Source organism: Bradyrhizobium stylosanthis, assembly GCF_001641335.1.
GTDB classification, from domain to species: domain Bacteria; phylum Pseudomonadota; class Alphaproteobacteria; order Rhizobiales; family Xanthobacteraceae; genus Bradyrhizobium; species Bradyrhizobium stylosanthis.
Window position 1 is genome coordinate 81,524 of record NZ_LVEM01000005.1, and the last position, 20,811, is coordinate 102,334.

Annotated in this window: 19 protein-coding genes and 1 tRNA gene; 17 read left to right on the plus strand and 3 right to left on the minus strand. The window is 64.7% G+C overall.

All coding sequences use genetic code 11. From position 1 onward, the window contains the following. The first annotated feature begins 166 nt into the window (after positions 1-166). Positions 167-2,200 (plus strand): methyl-accepting chemotaxis protein, encoded by a 2,034-nt coding sequence (locus A7X65_RS31690; RefSeq protein WP_063692756.1) that lies wholly within the window; start codon positions 167-169, stop codon positions 2,198-2,200. A gap of 211 nt (positions 2,201-2,411) precedes the next feature. Here A7X65_RS31690 and A7X65_RS31695 read toward each other — a convergent pair whose 3' ends face one another. Further along, positions 2,412-2,783, minus strand: coding sequence for a DUF3175 domain-containing protein (locus A7X65_RS31695; protein WP_063692758.1), 372 nt, complete (start codon positions 2,781-2,783; stop codon positions 2,412-2,414). Positions 2,784-2,965: 182 nt separating this feature from the next. Here A7X65_RS31695 and A7X65_RS31700 point away from each other — a divergent pair, with 182 nt between their 5' ends. The 3 genes from A7X65_RS31700 to A7X65_RS31710 all read left to right on the plus strand — a co-directional run bounded on the left by A7X65_RS31700 (position 2,966) and on the right by A7X65_RS31710 (position 6,986). Beyond that, a complete protein-coding gene (locus A7X65_RS31700) occupies positions 2,966-4,450 on the plus strand; it encodes an MFS transporter (protein WP_063693823.1) in 1,485 nt (494 codons plus the stop codon). A gap of 4 nt (positions 4,451-4,454) precedes the next feature. After that, positions 4,455-5,285 carry a trehalose-phosphatase gene (gene otsB, locus A7X65_RS31705; protein ID WP_063692760.1) on the plus strand — a complete coding sequence of 277 codons (831 nt, stop codon included), beginning with the start codon at positions 4,455-4,457 and terminating at the stop codon, positions 5,283-5,285. Between the two features lie 237 nt (positions 5,286-5,522). Further along, complete coding sequence (locus A7X65_RS31710) at positions 5,523-6,986, plus strand: trehalose-6-phosphate synthase (RefSeq protein ID WP_063692762.1); 1,464 nt, start codon at positions 5,523-5,525, stop codon at positions 6,984-6,986. A 115-nt stretch (positions 6,987-7,101) separates the two neighbouring features. On the opposite strand, the gene A7X65_RS31715 is transcribed toward A7X65_RS31710, so the two are convergent. Beyond that, positions 7,102-7,443 (minus strand): hypothetical protein, encoded by a 342-nt coding sequence (locus A7X65_RS31715; protein WP_063692764.1) that lies wholly within the window; start codon positions 7,441-7,443, stop codon positions 7,102-7,104. Between the two features lie 196 nt (positions 7,444-7,639). On the opposite strand from A7X65_RS31715, the gene A7X65_RS31720 reads away from it, so the two are divergent. The 3 genes from A7X65_RS31720 to A7X65_RS41040 all read left to right on the plus strand — a co-directional run bounded on the left by A7X65_RS31720 (position 7,640) and on the right by A7X65_RS41040 (position 9,438). Next, positions 7,640-7,729: transfer RNA gene (locus A7X65_RS31720), tRNA-Ser, on the plus strand. A gap of 100 nt (positions 7,730-7,829) precedes the next feature. Continuing rightward, positions 7,830-8,144 carry a DUF6538 domain-containing protein gene (locus A7X65_RS43925; RefSeq protein WP_430643781.1) on the plus strand — a complete coding sequence of 105 codons (315 nt, stop codon included), beginning with the start codon at positions 7,830-7,832 and terminating at the stop codon, positions 8,142-8,144. 492 nt (positions 8,145-8,636) lie between these two features. Beyond that, a protein-coding gene (locus tag A7X65_RS41040) for an IS5 family transposase (protein ID WP_208608634.1) occupies positions 8,637-9,438 on the plus strand; the annotation gives its coding sequence in 2 pieces (ribosomal slippage) (positions 8,637-8,716 and positions 8,715-9,438; 804 coding nt in all). Between the two features lie 13 nt (positions 9,439-9,451). On the opposite strand, the gene A7X65_RS43930 is transcribed toward A7X65_RS41040, so the two are convergent. After that, positions 9,452-9,517, minus strand: a complete 66-nt coding sequence (locus A7X65_RS43930; RefSeq protein WP_082885166.1) for a DUF3606 domain-containing protein — start codon at positions 9,515-9,517, stop codon at positions 9,452-9,454. A gap of 36 nt (positions 9,518-9,553) precedes the next feature. Here A7X65_RS43930 and A7X65_RS42900 point away from each other — a divergent pair, with 36 nt between their 5' ends. The 10 genes from A7X65_RS42900 (at position 9,554) to A7X65_RS31775 (ending at position 20,810) form a co-directional block, all read left to right on the plus strand. Next, positions 9,554-10,027 (plus strand): hypothetical protein, encoded by a 474-nt coding sequence (locus tag A7X65_RS42900; RefSeq protein WP_167358313.1) that lies wholly within the window; start codon positions 9,554-9,556, stop codon positions 10,025-10,027. A gap of 207 nt (positions 10,028-10,234) precedes the next feature. Beyond that, entirely contained in the window at positions 10,235-11,614 is a 1,380-nt protein-coding gene (locus tag A7X65_RS31740) for a sensor histidine kinase (protein ID WP_063692767.1), read from the plus strand. Between the two features lie 64 nt (positions 11,615-11,678). Next, the gene (locus tag A7X65_RS31745) at positions 11,679-12,314 is read left to right on the plus strand and encodes a response regulator (protein WP_063692769.1); all 636 of its coding nucleotides are present in this window, start codon (positions 11,679-11,681) and stop codon (positions 12,312-12,314) included. Between the two features lie 147 nt (positions 12,315-12,461). Next, positions 12,462-12,962, plus strand: a complete 501-nt coding sequence (locus A7X65_RS43370; protein ID WP_245323995.1) for a hypothetical protein — start codon at positions 12,462-12,464, stop codon at positions 12,960-12,962. A 9-nt stretch (positions 12,963-12,971) separates the two neighbouring features. After that, positions 12,972-13,961: a formylglycine-generating enzyme family protein gene (locus A7X65_RS31750; RefSeq protein ID WP_063692771.1), complete on the plus strand. Its 990-nt coding sequence runs from the start codon at positions 12,972-12,974 to the stop codon at positions 13,959-13,961. Positions 13,962-14,043: 82 nt separating this feature from the next. Then, entirely contained in the window at positions 14,044-15,702 is a 1,659-nt protein-coding gene (locus A7X65_RS31755; protein ID WP_082885128.1) for an arylsulfatase, read from the plus strand. A gap of 96 nt (positions 15,703-15,798) precedes the next feature. Beyond that, on the plus strand, positions 15,799-18,297 hold the full coding sequence (locus A7X65_RS31760) for a fused MFS/spermidine synthase (RefSeq protein WP_156528362.1): 2,499 nt from the start codon (positions 15,799-15,801) through the stop codon (positions 18,295-18,297). A 12-nt stretch (positions 18,298-18,309) separates the two neighbouring features. Further along, a complete protein-coding gene (locus A7X65_RS31765; RefSeq protein ID WP_063692774.1) occupies positions 18,310-18,618 on the plus strand; it encodes a DUF3302 domain-containing protein in 309 nt (102 codons plus the stop codon). Then, the gene (locus A7X65_RS31770; protein WP_063692775.1) at positions 18,615-19,769 is read left to right on the plus strand and encodes an HlyD family secretion protein; all 1,155 of its coding nucleotides are present in this window, start codon (positions 18,615-18,617) and stop codon (positions 19,767-19,769) included. The genes A7X65_RS31765 and A7X65_RS31770 overlap by 4 nt, the downstream gene beginning before the upstream one ends. A gap of 12 nt (positions 19,770-19,781) precedes the next feature. Further along, a complete protein-coding gene (locus tag A7X65_RS31775; protein ID WP_063692776.1) occupies positions 19,782-20,810 on the plus strand; it encodes an AAA family ATPase in 1,029 nt (342 codons plus the stop codon). The last annotated feature ends 1 nt before the right edge of the window (position 20,811 follow it).

Consider the following 20,811-nt stretch of genomic DNA (forward strand, 5'->3'; position numbering starts at 1 on the left):
CGCTCTGCCCTTGATCCGCCGCGCCTCTGCCTGCGTCACCTAACCGCCAGTTGCGGCGCCACAAATTTACCACAGCTTATCCTTTGCGCCGTACCGTGCCAGGGAGTCGGGGAGCGGGCTGCTCTCGGGCTGCGCCTGGTTTTCCGCGAATGGAATGGGGTGGGGAATGCCCGTCAAGTCGAAGCCGAACACATCGAAGCTGCTCACCTTGCGTTTTCGCGCAAAAATCATCCTCGGCTTCGTGGCGGTGCTGGCCATCCTCGCCGTCAGCATGGCTTTCGCCTATTTCGGCTTCGAGCGGATCCAGGGCGCCGTGACTGCCTACCGCACCAGCGTGGCGGAAGCCGACCTCGCCCGGACCGTCGATCGCGACCTGATCGCCTATCAGGGGCTGGCGCGGGCCTATACCCTGACCGGCGCGGCCGATGACGAGACCGCGGCCAAGGCGGCGGAAGAGAATTTGCGGAGTGCGATCGGGAAGTCCATGGCCGCCACGACCGGCGCCGCCCGCCGCGAGCAGGTCGGCAAGCTCGAGGCCGAGTTTCAGCGCTTCACCAAGGTGTTCGGTGAGATCATCACCCTGACCCGCGAGAACAACAAGATCGCGGCCGACGAGCTCAACAGCGTCGGCAACAAGATCCGCTTCAAGTTCGACGACCTCGCCGACACCGCGGCGCTCGCCGGCCTCTCCTCGGTCCAGACCACGGCCAAGGACGTCACCTCGCAATATCTCGCGGTCTCCACCTCGGTCAGCGCCTTCGTCGCCAAGCCCGAGCCGAAGACCGCCGACGGCGTGATCGCGCGCATCAAGTTCCTGGAGACCCTGCTGGTCTCGATCTATGCCAACGACCAGAAAATCACCGATCGCGTCACCGAGATCGGCAATCTCCTGAAGCAGTACCGCACCTCGTTCTCGAAGCTGACCGAGAACGTGAAGATCATCGTCAAGTCGAACGGCGACATGACCAAATCGGCCGCCTCGATCCTCAAGCTCTCGGCCGATCTGCGCTCGGACCTGACGGCCGATCAGCAGCGCATCGAGGCGAGCGCGAACGCCACGATCGGCGAGACCGAGCAGCTGATGCTGATGATGGCGCTGGGCGGCCTTGCCGTCGGCGCCGCGCTGGCGCTGATGCTCGGCAACGGCATCTCGCGGCCGATGATCGCGATGTGCAAGGCGATGCGCGAGCTCGCTTCGGGCAATTTCGACGTCGTGCTGCCCGGCCTCGGCCGCAAGGACGAGATCGGCGAGATGGCCGGCGCCGTCGAGGAGTTCAAGGTTCAGGCGGTGGCCAAGGCCGAGCGCGACGCCGCGGCGAGCGAAGTGCAGAACCGGGAGCAGGCGGCCAGCCGCCGCGCCGAGCTGATTCGTTTTGCCGACGATTTCGAGAGCGCGGTTGGCGCCATCGTCTCCAACGTCTCTTCTTCGGCCGTGCAGCTCGAATCGGCGGCGTCCACGCTGACCCGGACCGCCGAGACCACGCAGAGCCTGTCGAGCCAGGTTGCCGGCGTCTCCGAGCAGGCGTCCTCCAACATGCAGTCGGTCGCAACCGCGACCGAAGAGCTCTCGGCCTCGGTCGAGGAGATCGGCCGCCAGGTGCGCGATTCCAGCCGCATCGCCGAAGCCGCCGTGGGACAGGCCAAGGAGACCGACGGCCGGATCGGAAAACTCTCGCACGCCGCCCAGCAGATTGGCGAGGTCGTCAAGCTGATCACGGCAATCGCCGAGCAGACCAATTTGCTGGCGCTCAACGCCACCATCGAAGCGGCGCGCGCCGGTGAAGCCGGCCGCGGCTTTGCGGTGGTCGCGAGCGAGGTGAAATCGCTGGCGAGCCAGACCGCGAAGGCGACGGATGAGATTTCCTCGCACATCGCGGGCATGCAGGGCGCGACCGCCGAATCGGTTGCCGCGATCAAGGAGATCGGCGCGACCATCGGCCAGATCTCGTCGATCTCGACCTCGATCGCGAGCGCCGTCGAGCAGCAGGGCGCGGCAACCCAGGAGATTGCCCGCAGCGTCCAGACCGTGGCGCAGGGCACCCAGACCGCGGCTACCGACATCGGCCAGGTCAACCGGGGCGCCGCGGAGACCGGCTCGGCTTCGGAGGAGGTGCTGAATTCGGCGAAGTCGCTGTCGTCCGAAAGCACCCGCCTCCGCGCCGAGCTCGACCGCTTCATGGCGAACATCCGCGCGGCGTAGAGGTCGCTGCGCCTGAAGTCCTTGCTATAGCTCCGCCATCCACCGTCGTCCCGGCCTAGTGCGCAATTGCGCACGGGGGCCGGGACCCATACCCACAGGATTGGGTTTGGCGAAGACTCGGAGTTGTCAGCTCGCGCTATAACCTCTCCCCGGGGTTATGGGTCCCGGCCTTCGCCGGGACGACAGCGGAATGCGGATCGGCTTCTGAACTTCACTCCCTTCCGAACGCCCGCTTCAGCTCGACCTTCGCGCGCTCCAGCCGGGTGCGCTGCGTCTTCGGCAGCGTCTTGCCGGCGCGGTTGATGTAGAAAGTCAGCATCGACAGCGCCGAGCGGTAGGCGCCGGTCTTGCGGCGCGCGCTGTGCTCGGCCGAGCGCTTCAGCGACGCCGCGATCTTCTTCGCGCTGGTCAGCTTGAACACGCCTTGCTTGAGATCGAGCGCATCGCTCTCTTTGGTCACGCGCTGTGACCAGCGCCTCGGTGCGGCGCGCTTCGTGCTCTTGCGCGCGGTGCTGCGCCTCGCGCTGGTCTTCCTGCCTGCGGCAGTCTTCCGCGAATGTGTCGTCTTTCTGACATGAGCCATGCGTCAACTCCTTGCGGCTCCATCGGAAACGGGCCGCATTCGGCGCCGTTCCAAAGGGAACCTGCCTCTGCCGCAGACGTTGTCGCAGGTGGCAGGCGGAATGCCGCACCCCCATGATCGGATCGCCCCAGTCCACATGATATGAACCGGGGCTGCTTCCATTGATCAAACGCAACAACGCGATGGAATTGCAGCAAAGCCCAGCGCTGAATTATGGACCTGCGGTCTCGGCGGCCGCGACCGACCGTATCGTCGAAACCAGCATCCCCTCGCGTCTCGATGCGCTGCCGTGGAGCGGGTTTCACACCCGCGTCGTGGCGGCGCTCGGCATCACCTGGATTCTCGACGGGCTCGAGGTCACGCTGGCCGGCGCGCTCTCCGGCGCGCTGAAGCAGAGTCCGACGCTGCATTTCTCCAACCTCGATCTCGGCATCGCCAATTCCGCCTATCTCGCCGGCGCCGTACTCGGCGCGCTCGGCTTCGGCTGGCTCACCGACCGCATCGGCCGCAAGAAGCTGTTCTTCATCACGCTCGCACTCTATCTGTCGGCGACTGCCGCAACCGCTTTGTCCTGGAACATCGCGAGCTACGCGCTGTTCCGCTTCCTCACCGGCGCCGGCATCGGCGGTGAATACACCGCGATCAATTCGACCATCCAGGAACTGGTGCCGGCGCGCTATCGCGGATGGACCGACCTCGTCATCAACGGCAGCTTCTGGATCGGCGCCGCCATGGGCGCGGTCGCGGCCATCGTGCTGCTCGATCCCGCATTCATCGGCCCCGACCTCGGCTGGCGCGTTGCCTATCTCATTGGCGCGACCATCGGCCTCGTCGTGCTGTTCATGCGGATGTGGATACCGGAAAGCCCGCGCTGGCTGATGATCCACGGCCGGCCGGATCAGGCGCACGCGATCGTCGACGACATCGAGCGCTCGGTGATCGGCCACGACCAGGATGCGAGCGAAGGACGCTTCACCAAGATCCGGCTGAAGATGCGCGACCACACGCCGATCCGCGAGGTCGTGCACACGCTGTTCACGGCCTATCGCCAGCGCGCGGTGGTCGGCCTCGTGCTGATGAGCGCGCAGGCGTTCTTCTACAACGCCATCTTCTTCACCTTCGCGCTGGTGCTGACCGATTTCTACGGCATCAGCGCCGATCACGTCGGCTGGTACTTGCTGCCGTTCGCCGCCGGCAATTTCCTCGGCCCGCTTCTGCTCGGCCGCCTGTTCGACACGCTCGGGCGGCGCACCATGATCATGTTCACCTATGGCATCTCCGGCCTGCTGCTGGCGCTGTCGGGTTATCTGTTCACGATCGGCGCGCTCAGCGCGCAGGGGCAGACCATCGCCTGGATGGTAATATTCTTCTTTGCATCGCCCGCCGCCAGCGCGGCCTATCTCACCGTCAGCGAGACGTTCCCGCTCGAAGTGCGGGCCCTCGCGATCGCAGTGTTCTACGCGGTCGGAACCGGCATCGGCGGGGTGATCGGGCCCGCGCTGTTCGGCGTGCTGATCGACACGGGGTCACGCACCAGCGTGTTCGCGGGCTATCTGCTGGGGGCATTCCTGATGATCGCGGCCGCGATCGTGGCGTGGCGCTATGCCATCTCCGCGGAACGGAAACCGCTCGAACAAATCGCGCGGCCGCTCGCCTATATGGAGTAGACTGATGAAATCGGAACTGGCTGATATGCCGATGGTCGACGAACGCGTTGCGCTTAACGACGACGAGAAGCCGGATGCGGTGCCGGTGCCGCACGCCCTCGTTCCGCATCTCGGCGAAACCGCGATTCTGCTCGACATCGACGGCACGCTGCTCGACCTGATGCCGACGCCACGCGAGGTGTGGGTGCCGCCGGGCCTCTCGGAGACGCTGAACCGGCTGACGGAACGTACGTCGGGTGCGCTCGCGATGGTCAGCGGACGCTCGCTCAACGACATCGACCTGATCTTCGCGCCCGACGTGTTTCGCGCGGTCGCGGGTCACGGCGCGGAAATGCGCCTGTCGCTCGGCAACGAAGCCGACGACGTGCATGCGCCGCCGATGGACAAGGAGCTGAAGCGGCGCCTGGCGGCGATCGCAAAGCTCAGCCCCGGCATTCTGCTCGAGGACAAGGGCTATTCGCTGGCGCTGCATTATCGCCTCGCGCCGCACGCCGAGAAGGCGATCTACGAATCCGTCTCGCTGATCCGCGCCGATCTGCCCAATGCGCCGATCGAGGTGCTGCCCGGAAAGTTCGTCTGCGAGATCAAGCATTCCGGCTTCACCAAGGCGACCGGCGTTCGCGAATTGATGAAGCACGAGCCGTTCAGGGGACGTCGGCCGATCTTCATCGGCGACGACGTCACGGACGAAACCGTGTTCGCGATCATGCCCGACATGAACGGTCTCTCCTTCTCGGTCGGCCGCCGCGCCATCGGCGTCGATGGCCATTTCGACACGCCGACCGACGTGCGCGCGTTCCTGGCGCGGCTGCTCGACGACACAAGGTTGGAATAAGGCACCGACACGCCCGGGCCACATTATCGCTGACGCAACTGCCCGGGGCGCATCACGCTCCAAGGCGTCGGCGCGCGGCAGAAACCATCTTTGTTGAACGATATCGGCGGGTTCCCTTGAGGGAAACCAGTTCCAACGCGCACGCCCGATTTTGGTTTCAATCCGAAGAAATGATGACAGGAACCATATTGATGAACGGCAGTTAAACGGGGTGGAATGAACAGGAGGGGACGACCTGTGAACTTGGTTGTCGTTTCAAATCGTGTTGCCCGCGGCAAGCCCAACGAGCCCATGACGGGCGGTCTCGCTGCCGCATTGCTTCCCGTCGTCGAGCATTCCGGTGCCATCTGGGTGGGTTCCTCGGGCCGTGTTCGTGGCGGTCATCAGAAGGAACCGTTTGCCGAGATCGAGGCGCTGGGTTCCGGCGCGATCGCGACGCTGGATCTGCCGGCGGCGCATTATGGCGGCTATTACGAAGGCTTTGCCAATTCGGCGTTGTGGCCGGCGCTGCATTCGCGCAGCGATCTGATCCGCGTCTCGCGCGAAGACTATGTCAGCTATCGCGAGGTCAACGCCTTCATGGCGCGCGCCCTGATGCGCTTCCGCAAGGCGCGGACCGCGTTCTGGGTGCAGGATTATCATTTCCTCGCGCTCGGTGCGGAGCTGCGCGACCTCGGCGTCGATGATCCGATCGGCTTCTTCCTGCATACGCCGTGGCCGGTGGCCGCGGTGATGCAGGGCGTGCCCAATCATCGCGAGCTGATCACGGCGATGCTCGCCTACGATCTGCTCGGCTTCCAGACCGAGGAAGATCGCCAGAATTTCCTGTCCTATGTCGGCGGCGAGCTCGGGCTCACCATCGAGGACGGCGTTGCGATCTCGCAGCATGGCCGCACGCGCTGTGAAGTCTTCCCCATCGGGATCGATGCGGAGAAATTCGCAGCCTATGCCGCGAAGTCCGCTTCGCATCCGGACGTCTCCCGGCTGCGCCGCAGCCTCAACGGCGAACGGCTTGCGATCGGCGTCGACCGGCTCGACTATTCCAAGGGTCTCGTCAACCGCATCAGCGCGTTCGACCGGCTCTGGACCGAGCAGCCGCAGTTTTCGCGCAGCATCTCGCTGCTTCAGATCGCCAATCCCTCGCGCGGCGCGATCGAGGCCTATGGCAATCTCCAGAACGAGGTCGCGCGCCTGGTCACCGACGTCAACGGCCGCCACGGCGAGGTGGACTGGACGCCGATCCGCTATCTCAACAAGGGCTTTAGCCAGGCCGTGCTCGCGGGCCTCTATCGTACTGCGCAGATCGGCGTGGTGACGCCGCTGCATGACGGCATGAACCTCGTCGCCAAGGAATATGTCGCCGCGCAGAATCCGGCCGATCCCGGCGTGCTGGTGCTGTCGAAATTCGCCGGCGCCGCGAACGAGCTCGAGGCCGCGCTGCTGGTCAATCCGCACGACATCGATGGCATGGCCCGCGCCATCGCTGTTGCAGCCGCGATGCCGCTCACCGAGCGCAAGATGCGCTGGGATGCGATGATGAAGAAGCTGCGCGGCCACACCATCCAGCAATGGTCGGCGGATTTCGTCGCCGAGCTTGAGAAGTGCCGGCCGGAGAAGGCCGCGGTCACGCCGCTCGCAGCCCAGCCCCCGCAGGCCCTGCGTTGGCTGAAGTCGGCGATCTCGGGCGTGCGGTTGATTTGAGAGCTGGCGTCATGGCCGGGCTTGTCCCGGCCATCCACGTCTTATCTATCGGCGCCAAGAACGTGGATGCCCGGGACAAGCCCGGGCATGACGGCGTTGGGTTGAGTGAGCGCCCTCAATAGCAATACGACACGCCCTCGAGAATCGCGCATTGCCGCTTGTTCGGCGCGTTGGGATCGTCCATCGGCACCATGCCCTTGCCCTGGCCGACGAACACGCCGGGCCCGACATGGATCGAGCTCTTGTTGCCGATGATCACGCTCTGGTGCGGCGTTGAGCTGGAGCGCGTCCCGTCAGGCCAGAGGATGGCATCGCCCGACAGCACCCCGCGTCGTCCGTCGTCGCAGCTGACGTCGACGCCCTGCCGGGTGCAGACTTGAGCCATGGCCGGTGCGGCAAGTGCGGAGCCGAGGGCCGAAATCAGGCTCAGCAAGGCGATGGTGTTACGGATGGTCATGGCAGCCCCGGACGTGTTTGCGGTTCTCATGTGAATCGTCGCGCCAAAGCCACCTCCGGTTCAGCCCAACGGCGGTTCCGTAGCGCCTCTTGTCGCCTGATATTCTTGTTTAAATACAATATCTTACGGAAAATTCACCGGATTTCCCCGCGATCCCTTGCAAAATCACCGCCGCCCCTTCAAGAGAGGGCGCTCCGGAGAGATGGCCGAGTGGCTTAAGGCGCACGCTTGGAAAGCGTGTGTGCGGGAAACCGTACCGTGGGTTCGAATCCCACTCTCTCCGCCATTGGCTCGCGTAAGTAGCTGAAGCTCCGCGTTTACCTACAAAATGAGGCTTTCCGAAAAATCCCGGTGGTACACAGGAGTGGTACACCGTGAGTTTTCGCATGATTCAGCCGTGGGAAAATCCCCGCTCGAAATTCTATTGGTTCAGGCGCCGCGTTCCCAAGCAGTTTCGGCATTTTGGAATGCCGGCCGAGATCAAGTTCTCGCTCGAGACGACCGATTGGGAGGAGGCCGTCCTCCGCTGTCAGGACGAGAATCTCCGGCTCGAGCGCGAATGGCGCAGCAACCTTTCGGCACGCCCCCCACCGAGCTTTCCCATCTCCAGATCACCGCTCTCGCGGGCGAGTTCTACAAGGAAACGGTGGCTGCCCGCCGCGACGAGCCTGGTCCTCCGGCCGAGGTTGAACGGTCGTTGAGGGAGCACGCCAAGCGCAGACGGCCTCCGATCGGTGGGCTCGAACCGCATCTACCGTGACGTTCGGACCGGAAGCGAAGGCCTTCCTGTAGCGGAAGGGTATCCATCTCGTCGGCGACAGGCTTCATTCCTTCCTGCGCTCCTATGTCGAGGCCAAAGAGCTCGCCGGGCAGGAGCTGTTGCAGAACGCGAGGAAGGACTACACGCCCGACGACAAGGTCGCCGCGCGCTTCCCGGAATACAAGCCGCCGAAGCCCGCCAAGAGGTTCGACGTGCTCTGGGCCGAGTTCGTCGACGCGAAGGAGCTCGCGGCGTCGCCCAAGAAGAAGTGGGAGCCGTATTTCCGCCAACTGATCAAACGCATCGGCACCGACGACATGAGCCGCGTGACCGAACAGCATCTGCTCGATTGGCGCGACGCGCTGCTGGCATCGAAAGCGTCGCGGCGGAACGTCCAGTTCGGCTACCTCGCCGCGGTCCGAGCCTTCTTCCGATGGGCCAAGCGCGAGAAGAAGCTTCCGACCAATCCCGGCGCCGAAGTCACGAACTCAGCGATTATGCGTGGTCCGCACAAACCTATGCTGCCGGGCAAACCGGGACGTGTTCGGCGTGTAAATGACCGTTGCGTGCTCAATGGCATCTTTTGGGTCCTGCGTTCAGTTGCGCCATGGCGCGACCTGCCGGAGAACTACGGCCCTCGCACCACCTGTTACAATCGCTTCGTTCGGTGGCGACGGGCTGGCGTCTGGGGCCACATCATGGACGCACTGGCTGCCGGTCATGACGCGGCGGTGCAAATGATCGATACCTCCATCGTGCGCGTGCATCAGCACGGAGCCTGTACAGTTAACAACAATCAGGAAAAGATGGGGCGCTCACGAGGTGGCCTGAGAAGCAAGATTCACGCGGTGGTGGACACCAATGGCCTGCCGGTCCATCTCGCCCTCACGCCCGGTGAGGCGCATGATAACCGGCTGTGTTCGGCTCTGCTCAGCGCATTGCTTCCCAAGACGATGTTGCTCGCGGGTCGCGGTCACGAGGCCGACTGGATCAGGAAGCTTGCCCGCCTGCAAGGAGCATGGGCGAACATTCCGCCGAAACGAAATCGCAAAGACCCGACCTGCTTCAGTCCGTATCTGTATCGCGCGTGTAACCTAATCGAACGGTCCTTCAACAAGATCAAGCAATGTCGGCGTGTCGCGACACGATACGACAAACTCGCAGCCAACTATCTTGCGTTCGTCAAACTTGCATCAATCCGAATTTGGCTGCGCGCTAATGGGTCCACACCCTAAGGATCTTGCTGGCTTACCTGCCGAGACGTTTCTCAACCCGCTCGCGGCTGTTGCCGACTTTCTTGACGGCCTTCGTCACCGCCGGCCGGTCTTCTTAGTTTCGCAGTCCTCTCCCTTGGCCGAGCGTGTCCGATCCTGTGCGTCCACGGGTTTCGTCTTCTTCGCTTCAGCCGCGAGCCTCTTCTCCCGCGATTTTGATGCCAGTGCGACGCCGCAAGGATTCGTTCTCGGCACGGTGTCCGTCGTTGGCGAAGCCGAAGCAGCGAACGTCGGCCGCGTTCGTGAGCGCCGTTGCGGCGGCAGGCAGTTTCGTATGCATGAGGTTGCTCCTTCGTCGATGAACGAAGCAATGCCTCCGTGCGTCACGCGTTACCGCCCAGACCGCTTTTGGCACAAACTGCATATCGCCATCGCTGATAAGATTGTAGGGGTTTCCCTGAATGACTGCGACAAAGCCGGTCTTCGAATCCGCTTGCCACCATTGACCGGCGGCACTAGCCTTTCGGTTGCCAGGATTTCGGAACACAGCTTGGCCGACACCGATGACGAGGCCGGCTCTCGAGGCGGAAAACGCGTCAACGCATCTTAAGAGAGGTGCGCGGCACTTATGACATGATGGCAGTGGGGCCGCAGAACGCGGTACCTCATCTCGGTTCGCTCGCTCGGCGCGCGCGACGACCGGCGAGCCGCAACGCTGCGGCATGCGATCTTCCCGTTCGTGTCGGGCAGTTCGAGGCGCGTCTCTTTTCGGCAGCGGAACCGGAAGGAGGCGGCGAGAAAAGACAGGGGCAACCTGATGTCGGACGAACGCCGGATGGATATCGGACGGGCCTCGTCGGCGGGCAATGCGGATCTTCTTCTGCGCGCCCAGCACGCGATCGAGGAGAACACGGCGAACTCGCTCAGAACACAGATCGTCTCGTCTCGGGGGCGCATCGCCATGACCGGCCTTCGGGACAGCCTCGAGCGGCTCCGTGCGGACGTTGAAGTGCTCGGTTTGAACATCCCACCGTTCACCGGCCCTTTCGGTTCGGGAGCGGCCGCCCCCCGGGCGGCCTCGAACCCTTCGCCCGCGTCGAGGCCCCTGGAGGATCCGGAAATCGTCGTATTGGACCTCGAAGGCCGCATCGTGATGGGCAACGAGTCGTGGCGGTGCCGCTTGCGGTCCGATGGACCGGATATCCGTGACGGTGGAATAGGACAGGTCTACTTGTCTTTTGAATTCCTTCGGCCGGTGCTCGGCGATCTGCCGGCCTACCGCAGCGGTTTGGCGGCGGTCTTAGGCGGAGTGAAGCACGATCTGGATCTGACGGTGCGGATCGGACGCGGCGTCGACAGACGTCGTTTCCGCCTGAACGCAGTGCGACTTCGGGGCGCGACCGCCGACCGCGTGGTGATCAGGCGCGAGGACGTCACCGACCTCCATGAATCACGGATGGATCTCGCTTCGCTTACAGGCCGCCTGGTCGACGCTCAGGAGCGCGAGCGCGCCCGCTACGCGGAGGAACTTCACGATTCCACGGCTCAGCATCTGACGGCCGCCGCGTTGAACCTCATGGCCTTGAAGGCGACCGAGGGCATCGGCGTAAAAGCCGCCGGCATCATCGCGGAGGCGGAGCGCTCGCTGGGCGAAGCCCTCGGCGAGATTCGCTCCATCAGCTACCTTCTGCATCCCCGCAACCTTGACCGCGACGGGCTGCGCGCGACGATGAGGCGGTTCGTTTCGGGCTTCGCCGAGAGGACCAAGCTGGAAGTCCGCGCCGAGATATCCGGCGCGGTAGATGCACTTTCACCTGCGGTTCAGCGGGCCGCGCTGAGGATCGTGCAGGAGGCGTTCACGAACGTACACCGTCACGCCGCCGCCAGTACCGTCGCTCTGAGCGCGACAGTCGAGGACTCCAACCTGAAGCTCGCGATCGTGGACGACGGCTGCGGCTTCGGGGACGGCGGCGCGGGCGCCGGCGTCGGCATCGCCGGGATGGAGGCGCGCGCCAACCGCTTCGGAGGCGATTTGCATATCAGGTCCAACGGATCCGGAACCAGGATACTCGTTCGCATCCCGTGCAGACGCCGATCCAAGGACCGCCGGCGTTGCGACGCAGGCTCAAGGCCGGGGCCGCAGGGCGCTCGACGGGGATTCAGGGTCTCGTCCTGCTTTTCTAGGGAAAGACCTTAGTTCGCGAAAACGACGTCCTTGCTAGACTTGGGGAACGCGAGATCGCGGCGGGGGTCGCTAGTCGATGGTCAGGATCGTCATTGCCGATGATCATGAGGTCGTTCGTTCCGGACTGCGCACGATCATCTCGACGCGCGCGGACTGGGAAGTCGTGGCCGAGGCCGCCGACGGCAAGGACGCGCTCGCCAAGATACTCGCGGCCAAGCCGGACATCGCGATCCTCGACTATGGCCTGCCGACCATCAACGGTGTGGAATTAACGCGGCAGGTTCGGTCGCGCTGTCCCGATACCGAAGTTCTGATGTTCACGATGAGGGACGAGGACAGCATCGTCGAGCGGGCGCTCGAGGCCGGTGCCAGGGCGTATCTGCTAAAGTCGGAAGCCTCGCAGTTCCTACTCTCGGCGATCGAATCGCTCGCTCAGCACAAGGCGTTCTTCACGGGCCACAGTTCGGAGAAGCTGCTCCATGCGTTCCTCAATCCCGAGAGGCGGCGCGACAAGTCGCTGCTGAGCCCGAGGGAAAGGCTCGTCGTCCAGCTGATCGCGGAAGGCCGCAGCAACAAGGAAATGAGCGACATCCTCAACGTCAGCGTCAAGACGATCGAGGCGCAGCGGTCCGCCGCGATGAAAAAGCTCGATCTGACCACGACCGCGGCGATCGTGCGTTACGCGATCAGGGAAAAGCTCATCGAGCCGTAACGCGCCTCGGCAGGCCGCGCGAACATTAAGGGACTTCTCGATCATCTTTAGGGTTTGCCCTAATCGACTGTCCGCCCCGCGGTACGCCAATCTTCCGACGACGCGTGATCTTGGCAGAGACCGCTACGGACTTCGGGAGGTACGACAATGACGCTATCGTCCATCCGGCCATCCAGGGCTTGCCTCGTTGCGGCCGGTCTGACGTCCTTCCTTGTCGCGCCGGCGCAGTCGGCTCCGCTTCATCCAGCATCCATCGCGACCGGGGCGACGGCATCGGAACTCGAGCAGGTCCGTTTCGCGGGCGGCCGCCGCAGGGTCGTCGTCGGCCCGCGGGGCGGGGCCATCGCGCATCGTGGCGGCGTCGTCGTGGGGCCGCGGGGCGCAGCCTATCGCGGCCGCACCGCCGTGGTCGGTCCTCGCGGCAACGTCGCGGTACGCCGGTCAACCGTGGTTGCCGGCCGCGGAGGATGGGCTCGGCCTGGCTGGTACGGCTGGCCGGTCGGCGGCGCAATTGCGGCAGGAGCGGCGATCGGCGTCGTCAGCGCTGCCACCGCAGCGGCATGGGCCGGGCCGGCCCCCGCTGCGGGGATGTGCTGGTACTACACGGACCCGTCGCGCACGCAGGGCTTCTGGGACTACTGCCGCTGAAGGTGCGCCATGTTGCAGATGCGGATCGATAGGCATCAGGAGCGCCCGTTGGACGACGGCATGATCCTGATCGAGGGCGGCCTCTTCCGGATGGGGTCGGACCACCACTATCCGGAGGAGGCGCCTTCGCACCGGGTTCACGTCGATGCCTTCCGCATCGATGCGACGCCGGTGACGAACCGGCTGTTCAAGAATTTCGTCAACGCGACCGGCTACGTCACCACGGCCGAGAAGGTCCCGGATCCAAAGGACTACCCTGGCGCACTGCCGAGTATGCTGTACGCGGGTTCGCTCGTCTTCGTGCCACCGGCTCAGGTGAGGAATCTGTCCGACTGGGGCCAATGGTGGAGCTTCATGAAGGGCGCGTGCTGGCGGCGCCCCTACGGACCGAAGAGCAACATCAAGAATCTCGACGACCATCCGGTCGTGCACGTTTCCTACGACGATGCGCTCGCCTACGCTCGGTGGGCAGGTAAGGACCTGCCCACCGAAGCGGAGTGGGAGTTCGCCGCGCGTGGCGGCCTGGACGGCTCCGAATTCCCCTGGGGCGATGAGATGACGCCCGACGGGCGCCACATGGCCAACACCTGGCAGGGCACCTTTCCAACTCAAAATGTCGGCGAGGATGGGTTCGAGCGTACCTCGCCGGTCCGGGCCTTCCCGCCGAACGGTTACGGTATCCACGACATGATCGGCAACGTCTGGGAGTGGACCTCGGACTGGTGGTCGTCGAAGCACCAGCCCGACGCCGCGAAATCGTGCTGCATCCCGAAGAACCCGCGCGGCGGCGCGGAAGAGGCGAGCATCGATCCGAACCAGCCGAACATCCGGATCGGACGCAAAGTGCTGAAGGGCGGCTCGCACCTCTGCGCGCCCAACTATTGCCGCCGCTATCGGCCCGCGGCGCGGCACGTCGAACCGGTCGACACGTCGACATCCCACGTCGGCTTCCGCTGCGTCCTGCGCAAGCCCGTACGCGCAGATCCGCCGCCACCCTGATGGCACTGGAGCCACCGCGAACAACGACAGACTGCCGAACGACATGAAGCGAGGAATCTTTCGTTCAACCGAGGAGCGTCGAATGAGTAGTGAAACGAACTCGAAGACTGAAACCCGCGAACGGGGGACCGCAAAAGGAAGAGGCAGGATCCTAGGCGCCTTGTTCGCCACAGCTCTCGTCGCGACGAGCCTCTCGCCTTTCGTGAAGTCGCCAGCCACGGCTCAGCAGAACAACGCCGCGAAGCCCAACATCCTGGTGATCTTCGGCGACGACATCGGTCAATCCAATCTCAGCGCATATACGCGCGGGCTGGTCGGCTATGAGACGCCGAACATCGATCGCATCGCCAACGAAGGCATGATCTTCACCGACTATTACGCCGAGAACAGCTGCACCGCGGGGCGTTCGACCTTCATCACGGGGCAGGTCTGCCTCCGGACGGGCCTCTGCAAGGTCGGCATCCCGGGCGCGACCGTCGGCCTTCAGAAGGGCGACATGACCATCGCGCAGGCTTTGAAGCCGCTCGGCTACGCCACAGGCCAGTTCGGCAAGAACCATCTCGGCGATCGGGATGAATATCTGCCGACGGCCCACGGCTTCGACGAGTTCTTCGGCAATCTCTACCACCTCAATGCAGAGGAGGAGCCCGAGCGGCCTTATTGGCCGAAGGACAACGAGGCCTTCGTCAAGGCCTACTCGCCGCGCGGCGTCATCAAATCGGCCGCGGACGGCAAGATCGAGGATACCGGGCCGCTCAACCGAAAGCGGATGGAGACGGTCGACGACGAGACGACAGGTAGCGCCATCGACTTCATCACGCGGCAGGCGCGGGCGAACAAGCCGTTCTTCACATGGATGAACTTCACCCGAATGCACATCTTCACCCACGTCCGCCCATCCATGCGCGGCCAGAGCGGCATGCCCGGCAACGAATACGCCGACGGCATGGTCGAGATGGACATGAACGTCGGCAAGCTGCTCAAAGCGCTCGACGACCTCAAGATCGCGGACAATACGATCGTCGTCTTCAGCACCGACAACGGCCCCAACGCCTTCACCTGGCCGGACGCGGCGACCACGCCGTTCCGGTCCGAGAAGGACACCAATTGGGAGGGCGCCTTCCGCGTGCCAGCGATGGTCAGATGGCCGGGGAAAGTGAAGGCCGGATCGGTCTCGAGAGGCATCGTGTCGGGGCTGGACTGGTTTCCGACGCTGGTGGCCGCCGCAGGCGACCCGGGCGTGAAGGACCGGCTGCTCGCCGGCTGGCAGCCTCAGGGCAGCACGACGACGTTCCGCAATCATCTCGACGGCTTCAACCAGCTCGACTACATCACGGGCAAGACCAACAAGAGCGCGCGTAACGAGTTCTACTACTTCAACGACGACGGCGACCTCGTCGCGATGCGCGACGGCGATTGGAAGCACACCTTCGAACGGCAGGACCAGCCCGGTCAGTTCGACGTCTGGGCGCACCCGTTCACGCCGCTGCGCGTGCCGAAAATCTTCAATCTGCGCATGGACCCGTACGAACATGCGGAGATATCGGGCAGCATGTACGATCAATGGCGGGTGGAGAACGCCTACATGATCGCGCTGGCGCAGATACAGGCCGCCAAGTTCTTGCAGACCTTCGTCGAGTATCCGCCAAGCCAGCGGATCGCGAGCTTCAGCATCGACCAGATACGACGCGGGGTCGACAAGAAGATCGACGAATCCTTCAAGAAGCGGGGTCTCGAATAAGACTCGCGCGCCAAGGGCGGAGGCGGCCTGGGCCGCCTCCGCCGGCCTATTTGAGGATCGACGATGGACGCCCGCACGAATGCAGCCTCGCTATCCTTGAGAGACACCGGCAAGCGCACCGCGTCGCGCGGGGGACCGGTCACTGCGGCCTGCGGCCTCCTCTTCATCTCCGGCGGAGCCGCGCTGATCTATCAGGTGCTCTGGATCAAGCAGCTTTCGCTGGTCGTCGGCGCCGAGGTCCATGCCATTTCGATCGCGATCAGCGGATTCTTCGGCGGTCTCGCGCTCGGAAGCTGGCTGTTCGGACGCCTGGCCGATCGCAGTAGCCGCCCCGTGCGGCTGTACGGATTGATGGAGCTGGCGACGGCGGCCAGCGGGATCGCTGCGACGTTGGTCCTGGCCGATGCGGCTTCGCCCTTCGTCCGCCTGGAATCCATCAATCCCGCTATCGCCTGGACGTCGGTGTTCGCGCTGATCGCGGTACCCGCCTTCATGATGGGCGGAACGCTGCCCGTGCTCGTCCGGGCCCTGACGAGGGACGATCGCGATGTCGGCAGCTTCGGCGGAGGTCTCTATGCCGCTAACACGGCGGGAGCCATCTTCGGCGCGCTTCTGCCCGCTTTCCTTCTCCTCTCCCTGTTTGGCGTTCGCGGGACCGCGTTCTTCGCGGCGGTCCTCAACGTCGCAGCGGCGCTAGGCGCATTCCTCATCGACAGATCCGCCGAGCGACGGATCGTGGGCGCTCCGGCTTTGTCGGCACCGCGGTCCTCGAAGGCCCGATGGACCATCGCCCTGTACGCGGCGGCAGGAGGCATCGCGCTCGGCTACGAAATCGTGTGGTCGCAGGCGGTCATTCCGTTCATGAGTACGCGCAGCTTCGCCTTCTCGATCGTACTGGCGACCTATCTGACCGGGATCGCCTTGGGCGCCGCGCTGTTCGCGAGGTTCGGCGATCGCGTGAAGGACCCCGGCGCCGCGTTCGGCTCCCTCATCGCGATCGCGGGCTGGCTCGCGCTGGTCGAGATCGCCGCTTTCGGGCCATGGCTCATCTACGCGCAGACGATCTTCGAGACGGCCACCTACCGCCTGACCGGAAGCGATCTCGCTGGCATGTGCGCCCGGTTCGCGGCGACCGCACTCGGCATCGTGCTGGGACCGACCCTGCTGCTCGGGGCGGCCTTTCCGGCGGTGCTGAGGCTCGCCGTCGGCGACGGGAAGGTGGGCCGCGACGTCGGAGCCGTGATCGCCGCCAACACGATCGGGGGCATCGCTGGCACGCTCCTTACCGGTTTCGTTCTGATCCCTCGTTTCGGCCTCGTCCGGACGCTCGGCGTCTTGGCGGTGGCCGCGGCTCTCGTCGGCGCGATCGCAGCGATCCGCTTCGTCGCTGGAACCAGGAGCAGGTGGGCGATCTTCGCCGTCGGTGTCGCCAGCCTCGTCGTCGCGGTGCTCACGCCGCCGGAACAGATTATCCGGCTGGCAGCGCGGGGAGGGGACATCACGTTCTACGACGAGAGCGCCGCGGGAACGGTGTCCGTCGTGGAAACCGCAAGCGCGGGCCGCAGCTTCCACCGGCTCTACATCCAAGGCGTCTCCAATTCCGGCGATGCGATGCCTTCGCTTCGCTACATGCGCCTGCAGGCGCTTCTGCCGCTGATCGTCCACAACGGAGATCCGACGTCGGCATTGGTGATCGGCTACGGCACCGGCATCACCGCCGGCGCGCTGTCGCAATTCCCTGGGCTGGAACGGCGCGTCGTGAGCGAGCTGTTGCCCGCCGTCCTTCGGGCGGCCCCGAACTTCAAGGGCACGTTCGATGCGGCGACCGATCCTGGCCTCGAAAAGCGGCTCCGGGACGGCCGCCGTGAGCTCCAGCGCGGTACCGAGCGCTACGACGTGATCACCCTCGAGCCGCCGCCGCCCTCGGCCGCCGGCGTGGTCAATCTCTACTCCAGCGACTTCTATCGGCTGGCGGCCTCCCGGCTCAACGGCAAGGGCATCCTCGCTCAATGGCTGCCCTTGCCGACGCAGAACGAGGAGGACACCCGGGCCCTGGTCCGCAGCTTCATCGACGTCTTCCCCTACGCCTCCCTTTGGAGCACCGAACTCCACGAAGCCATGCTCATCGGCAGCCTCGAGCCGATCGGACTCGACCTGGCTCGCATCTCAGAAAGGCTCGGCCGCGATCCGACGTCGAAGGCTCTCGCGGAGGTCGGCGTGGGCTCGCCAGCGGCGCTGCTCGCGACCTGGATCACGGATCGTGAAGGATTGATCCGGTTCGCCGGCGATGCTGCGCCAGTGACGGACGACAGGCCTTCGATCGAATACGCCACATGGGTTCGCCGCGGGGAATTCGCGCGGACTTTCGCCCGCCTGAAACAGCTACGGAACGAACCGCCGGTGACGGGCATCCCTTCCGATCTCGGCCAGCGGATCGCCGCGGAGCGCGACGAGCTGGACGCTTTCTATCGCCTCGGTCTGAGCGCCTTGGCAGGCGACCGGGCAAGCTACGCTCGCGATGTCGAGCGGACGCGGGAGGCCGCCAAGACAAATCCCTACTACCGCTGGTTCGTCGGCGCCAAGGCGCCGCCGTGACGGGATGTCGCGATGTTTCTCGATTACGTCTCGTTGGCGATCCTGATCGCCGTCCTGATCATCGTGTTCTACGGCGTCATCGCCGTTCACGACATTCCGCACGCCATCGCCAAAGCCCGAAATCACCCGCACCAGGACGCCATCGGAGCAGCAGGATGGGTCAGCCTGTTCATGCTCGGCGCGCTTTGGCCATTCCTCTGGATCTGGGCGATGGCTTACCGTCCCGACCGCGGCTGGGGCTTCGGCGGCACCGAGACGCGGGCACGCCTGGCGGAGTTCGACGAACGGCTGGCCCGGCTCGAAAAGCGCGTGCCGCCATGATCACGCTGATGTTCCGGACCTATGCGGCGATCTGCATCGTGGTGTTCAAGCTCTTCCGCGTGAGGGCCAGCACCTGGACGATCTCGACGGCCGTATTGGGCGGTCTCTTCGGAGTGGGCGGGCTCCTGATCGCCCTGAATTACAACCAACCGTTCACGCCGGACGCCCGTATCCTGTTCTACACCACGCCGATCTTCTCGACGGTGATCGGGCGTGTTGTCGAGGTGCCGATCACGCCGAACGTGCCGATCAAGAAGGACGACGTGCTGCTGCAGCTCGATCCCGCCCTCTTTCAGGACACCGTCGATCAGAAGAAGGCCCAGCTCGCGCAATCCAGGCAGAACGTCCGGATGCTGAAGGCCGCCGTCGGCCAGGCGGAAGGAGAGGAACGGGAGGCGCAGGCCGCGCGCGATCGCGCCAAGCAGGCCTACGACCGGTACGCCATCGCCGACGAGGAGGCGCGCCGGCGACAACAGCCGCCGCCGTTCTCCGACCTGCAGGAAGCGAACGAGAGGGCGACTGATCAGGAGAGCGTCGCAAAGCTGTCGGCGGCAAAGGCGGCGACCGAGCGAGCGAGGTTCGCCTTCGAATCCGCCATCAACGGCGTCAACACCGACGTGGCCCGGGTGGGGGCCGAACTCCGTCACGCCGAATTCGAACTGACCCAGGCGACGATCCGCGCGCCGACCGACGGCTTCGCCACCCAACTCTTCCTCCGGCCCGGCATGGCCGCGGTGCCGATGCCGATCCGTCCCATCATGGTGTTCGTACACACGGACCAGACCGTCTTCGCGTCATCGTTTCCGCAGAACGTCGTGCAGAGGATCGAGCCGAACAACGAAGTCGAAATCGCGTTCGACGGCGTCCCCGGGCGAATCTTCCGCGGCAAGGTCGCTCGCCTGGTCGACAGCGTCGCGCAGGGACAGCTCCAGCCGTCCGGCGATCTCGTCCTACCCGAGCAGCGCAGCCAGAGCCCCGGGAAGATCGTCGCGATCATCCAGGTCCTCGACGACTACTCGTCCTACCGGCTGCCGCCCGGCTCGACCGCGCAGGTCGCCGTCTACACCGATCACTGGTCCGAACTCGCGTTGGTGCGGCGGATCCTGCTGCGGATGAAAAGCTGGATGAACTACGTCACGGCGATGAACTGAGGCAACGAGCACATGACCGACCCGCATGCGACGACCACGTCGAAAATATCGAGGGCGGGCGGACTTCCGTCCGCCCGCGACGCCGTGCTTGAGCTCAAGTCGCGGATCGGCAGGTCCGTGCTCGGCCAGGAACGCATGGTCGAGAGCATGCTGATCGGGCTGCTCGCCAACGGCAATCTGCTGATCGAAAGCCTGCCGGGTCTCGCCAAGACCCGCGCCGTCAAGACGTTGGCGAAGCACCTCGCGGCCGATCTTTCCCGCGTACAGTTCACGCCGGACCTTCTGCCGTCGGACGTCACCGGCGCCGAAATCTACGTCCAGACCGACAAGGGCGGGCAGTTCCAGTTCCAGAAAGGGCCCATCTTCGCCAACCTTGTCTTGGCCGACGAGATCAATCGAGCGCCGGCGAAGGTGCAGTCCGCGCTGCTCGAGGCGATGGAAGAGCGCCAGGTGACCGTCGCCGGCAAGACCTACAAAATGCCGGATCTGTTCATGGTGCTCGCCACGGAGAATCCGATCGAGCAGGAAGGGACCTATCCGCTACCCGAAGCCCAGCTCGACCGCTTCCTGATGCATGTCGTCATCGGCTACCCGGACGAGGCGACGGAAGGCGAGATCATCAAGCTCAACCGGGCGGAGAGCGCGCAGAAGTCGAAGGACCGCCCGCCCGAACCGGCGCCCATCCCGCAACTGGCGATCTTCGACGCTCGCGGCGAGATCGACGACATCTTCGTCTCGGACCTCGCTCAGAAGTACATCGTCGACTTGGTCTTCGCGACGCGATTTCCCGCCACTTACGGCAAGCCCTTGAGCGGCTGGATCCAGGTCGGGGCCAGTCCCCGAGGCAGCCTTGCGCTCGACCGCTGTGCCCGAGCCCGCGCCTGGCTCGACGAGTCCGCGTTCGTGACGCCGGACCACGTTCGCGCGGTGATGCACGACTGCCTCCGCCACCGCCTGATCCTGACCTATGAGGCGCTCTCGGAAGGCGTGACGGCGGATCAAGTGATCGACAAGATCGCCGAACTCGTCTCCGTGGCGTGAG

Coding starts and splice junctions, on each gene's coding strand:
- A7X65_RS43925 (WP_430643781.1), top strand. CDS start 7,830: ATGATTCAGCCGTGGGAAAATCCCCGCTCGAAATTCTATTGGTTCAGG.
- A7X65_RS31770 (WP_063692775.1), top strand. CDS start 18,615: ATGATCACGCTGATGTTCCGGACCTATGCGGCGATCTGCATCGTGGTG.
- A7X65_RS31750 (WP_063692771.1), top strand. CDS start 12,972: ATGTTGCAGATGCGGATCGATAGGCATCAGGAGCGCCCGTTGGACGAC.
- A7X65_RS43370 (WP_245323995.1), top strand. CDS start 12,462: ATGACGCTATCGTCCATCCGGCCATCCAGGGCTTGCCTCGTTGCGGCC.
- A7X65_RS31715 (WP_063692764.1), bottom strand. CDS start 7,443: ATGACCATCCGTAACACCATCGCCTTGCTGAGCCTGATTTCGGCCCTC.
- A7X65_RS31765 (WP_063692774.1), top strand. CDS start 18,310: ATGTTTCTCGATTACGTCTCGTTGGCGATCCTGATCGCCGTCCTGATC.
- A7X65_RS31695 (WP_063692758.1), bottom strand. CDS start 2,783: ATGGCTCATGTCAGAAAGACGACACATTCGCGGAAGACTGCCGCAGGC.
- A7X65_RS31755 (WP_082885128.1), top strand. CDS start 14,044: ATGAGTAGTGAAACGAACTCGAAGACTGAAACCCGCGAACGGGGGACC.
- otsB (WP_063692760.1), top strand. CDS start 4,455: ATGAAATCGGAACTGGCTGATATGCCGATGGTCGACGAACGCGTTGCG.
- A7X65_RS31700 (WP_063693823.1), top strand. CDS start 2,966: ATGGAATTGCAGCAAAGCCCAGCGCTGAATTATGGACCTGCGGTCTCG.
- A7X65_RS31690 (WP_063692756.1), top strand. CDS start 167: ATGCCCGTCAAGTCGAAGCCGAACACATCGAAGCTGCTCACCTTGCGT.
- A7X65_RS31745 (WP_063692769.1), top strand. CDS start 11,679: ATGGTCAGGATCGTCATTGCCGATGATCATGAGGTCGTTCGTTCCGGA.
- A7X65_RS31740 (WP_063692767.1), top strand. CDS start 10,235: ATGTCGGACGAACGCCGGATGGATATCGGACGGGCCTCGTCGGCGGGC.
- A7X65_RS31775 (WP_063692776.1), top strand. CDS start 19,782: ATGACCGACCCGCATGCGACGACCACGTCGAAAATATCGAGGGCGGGC.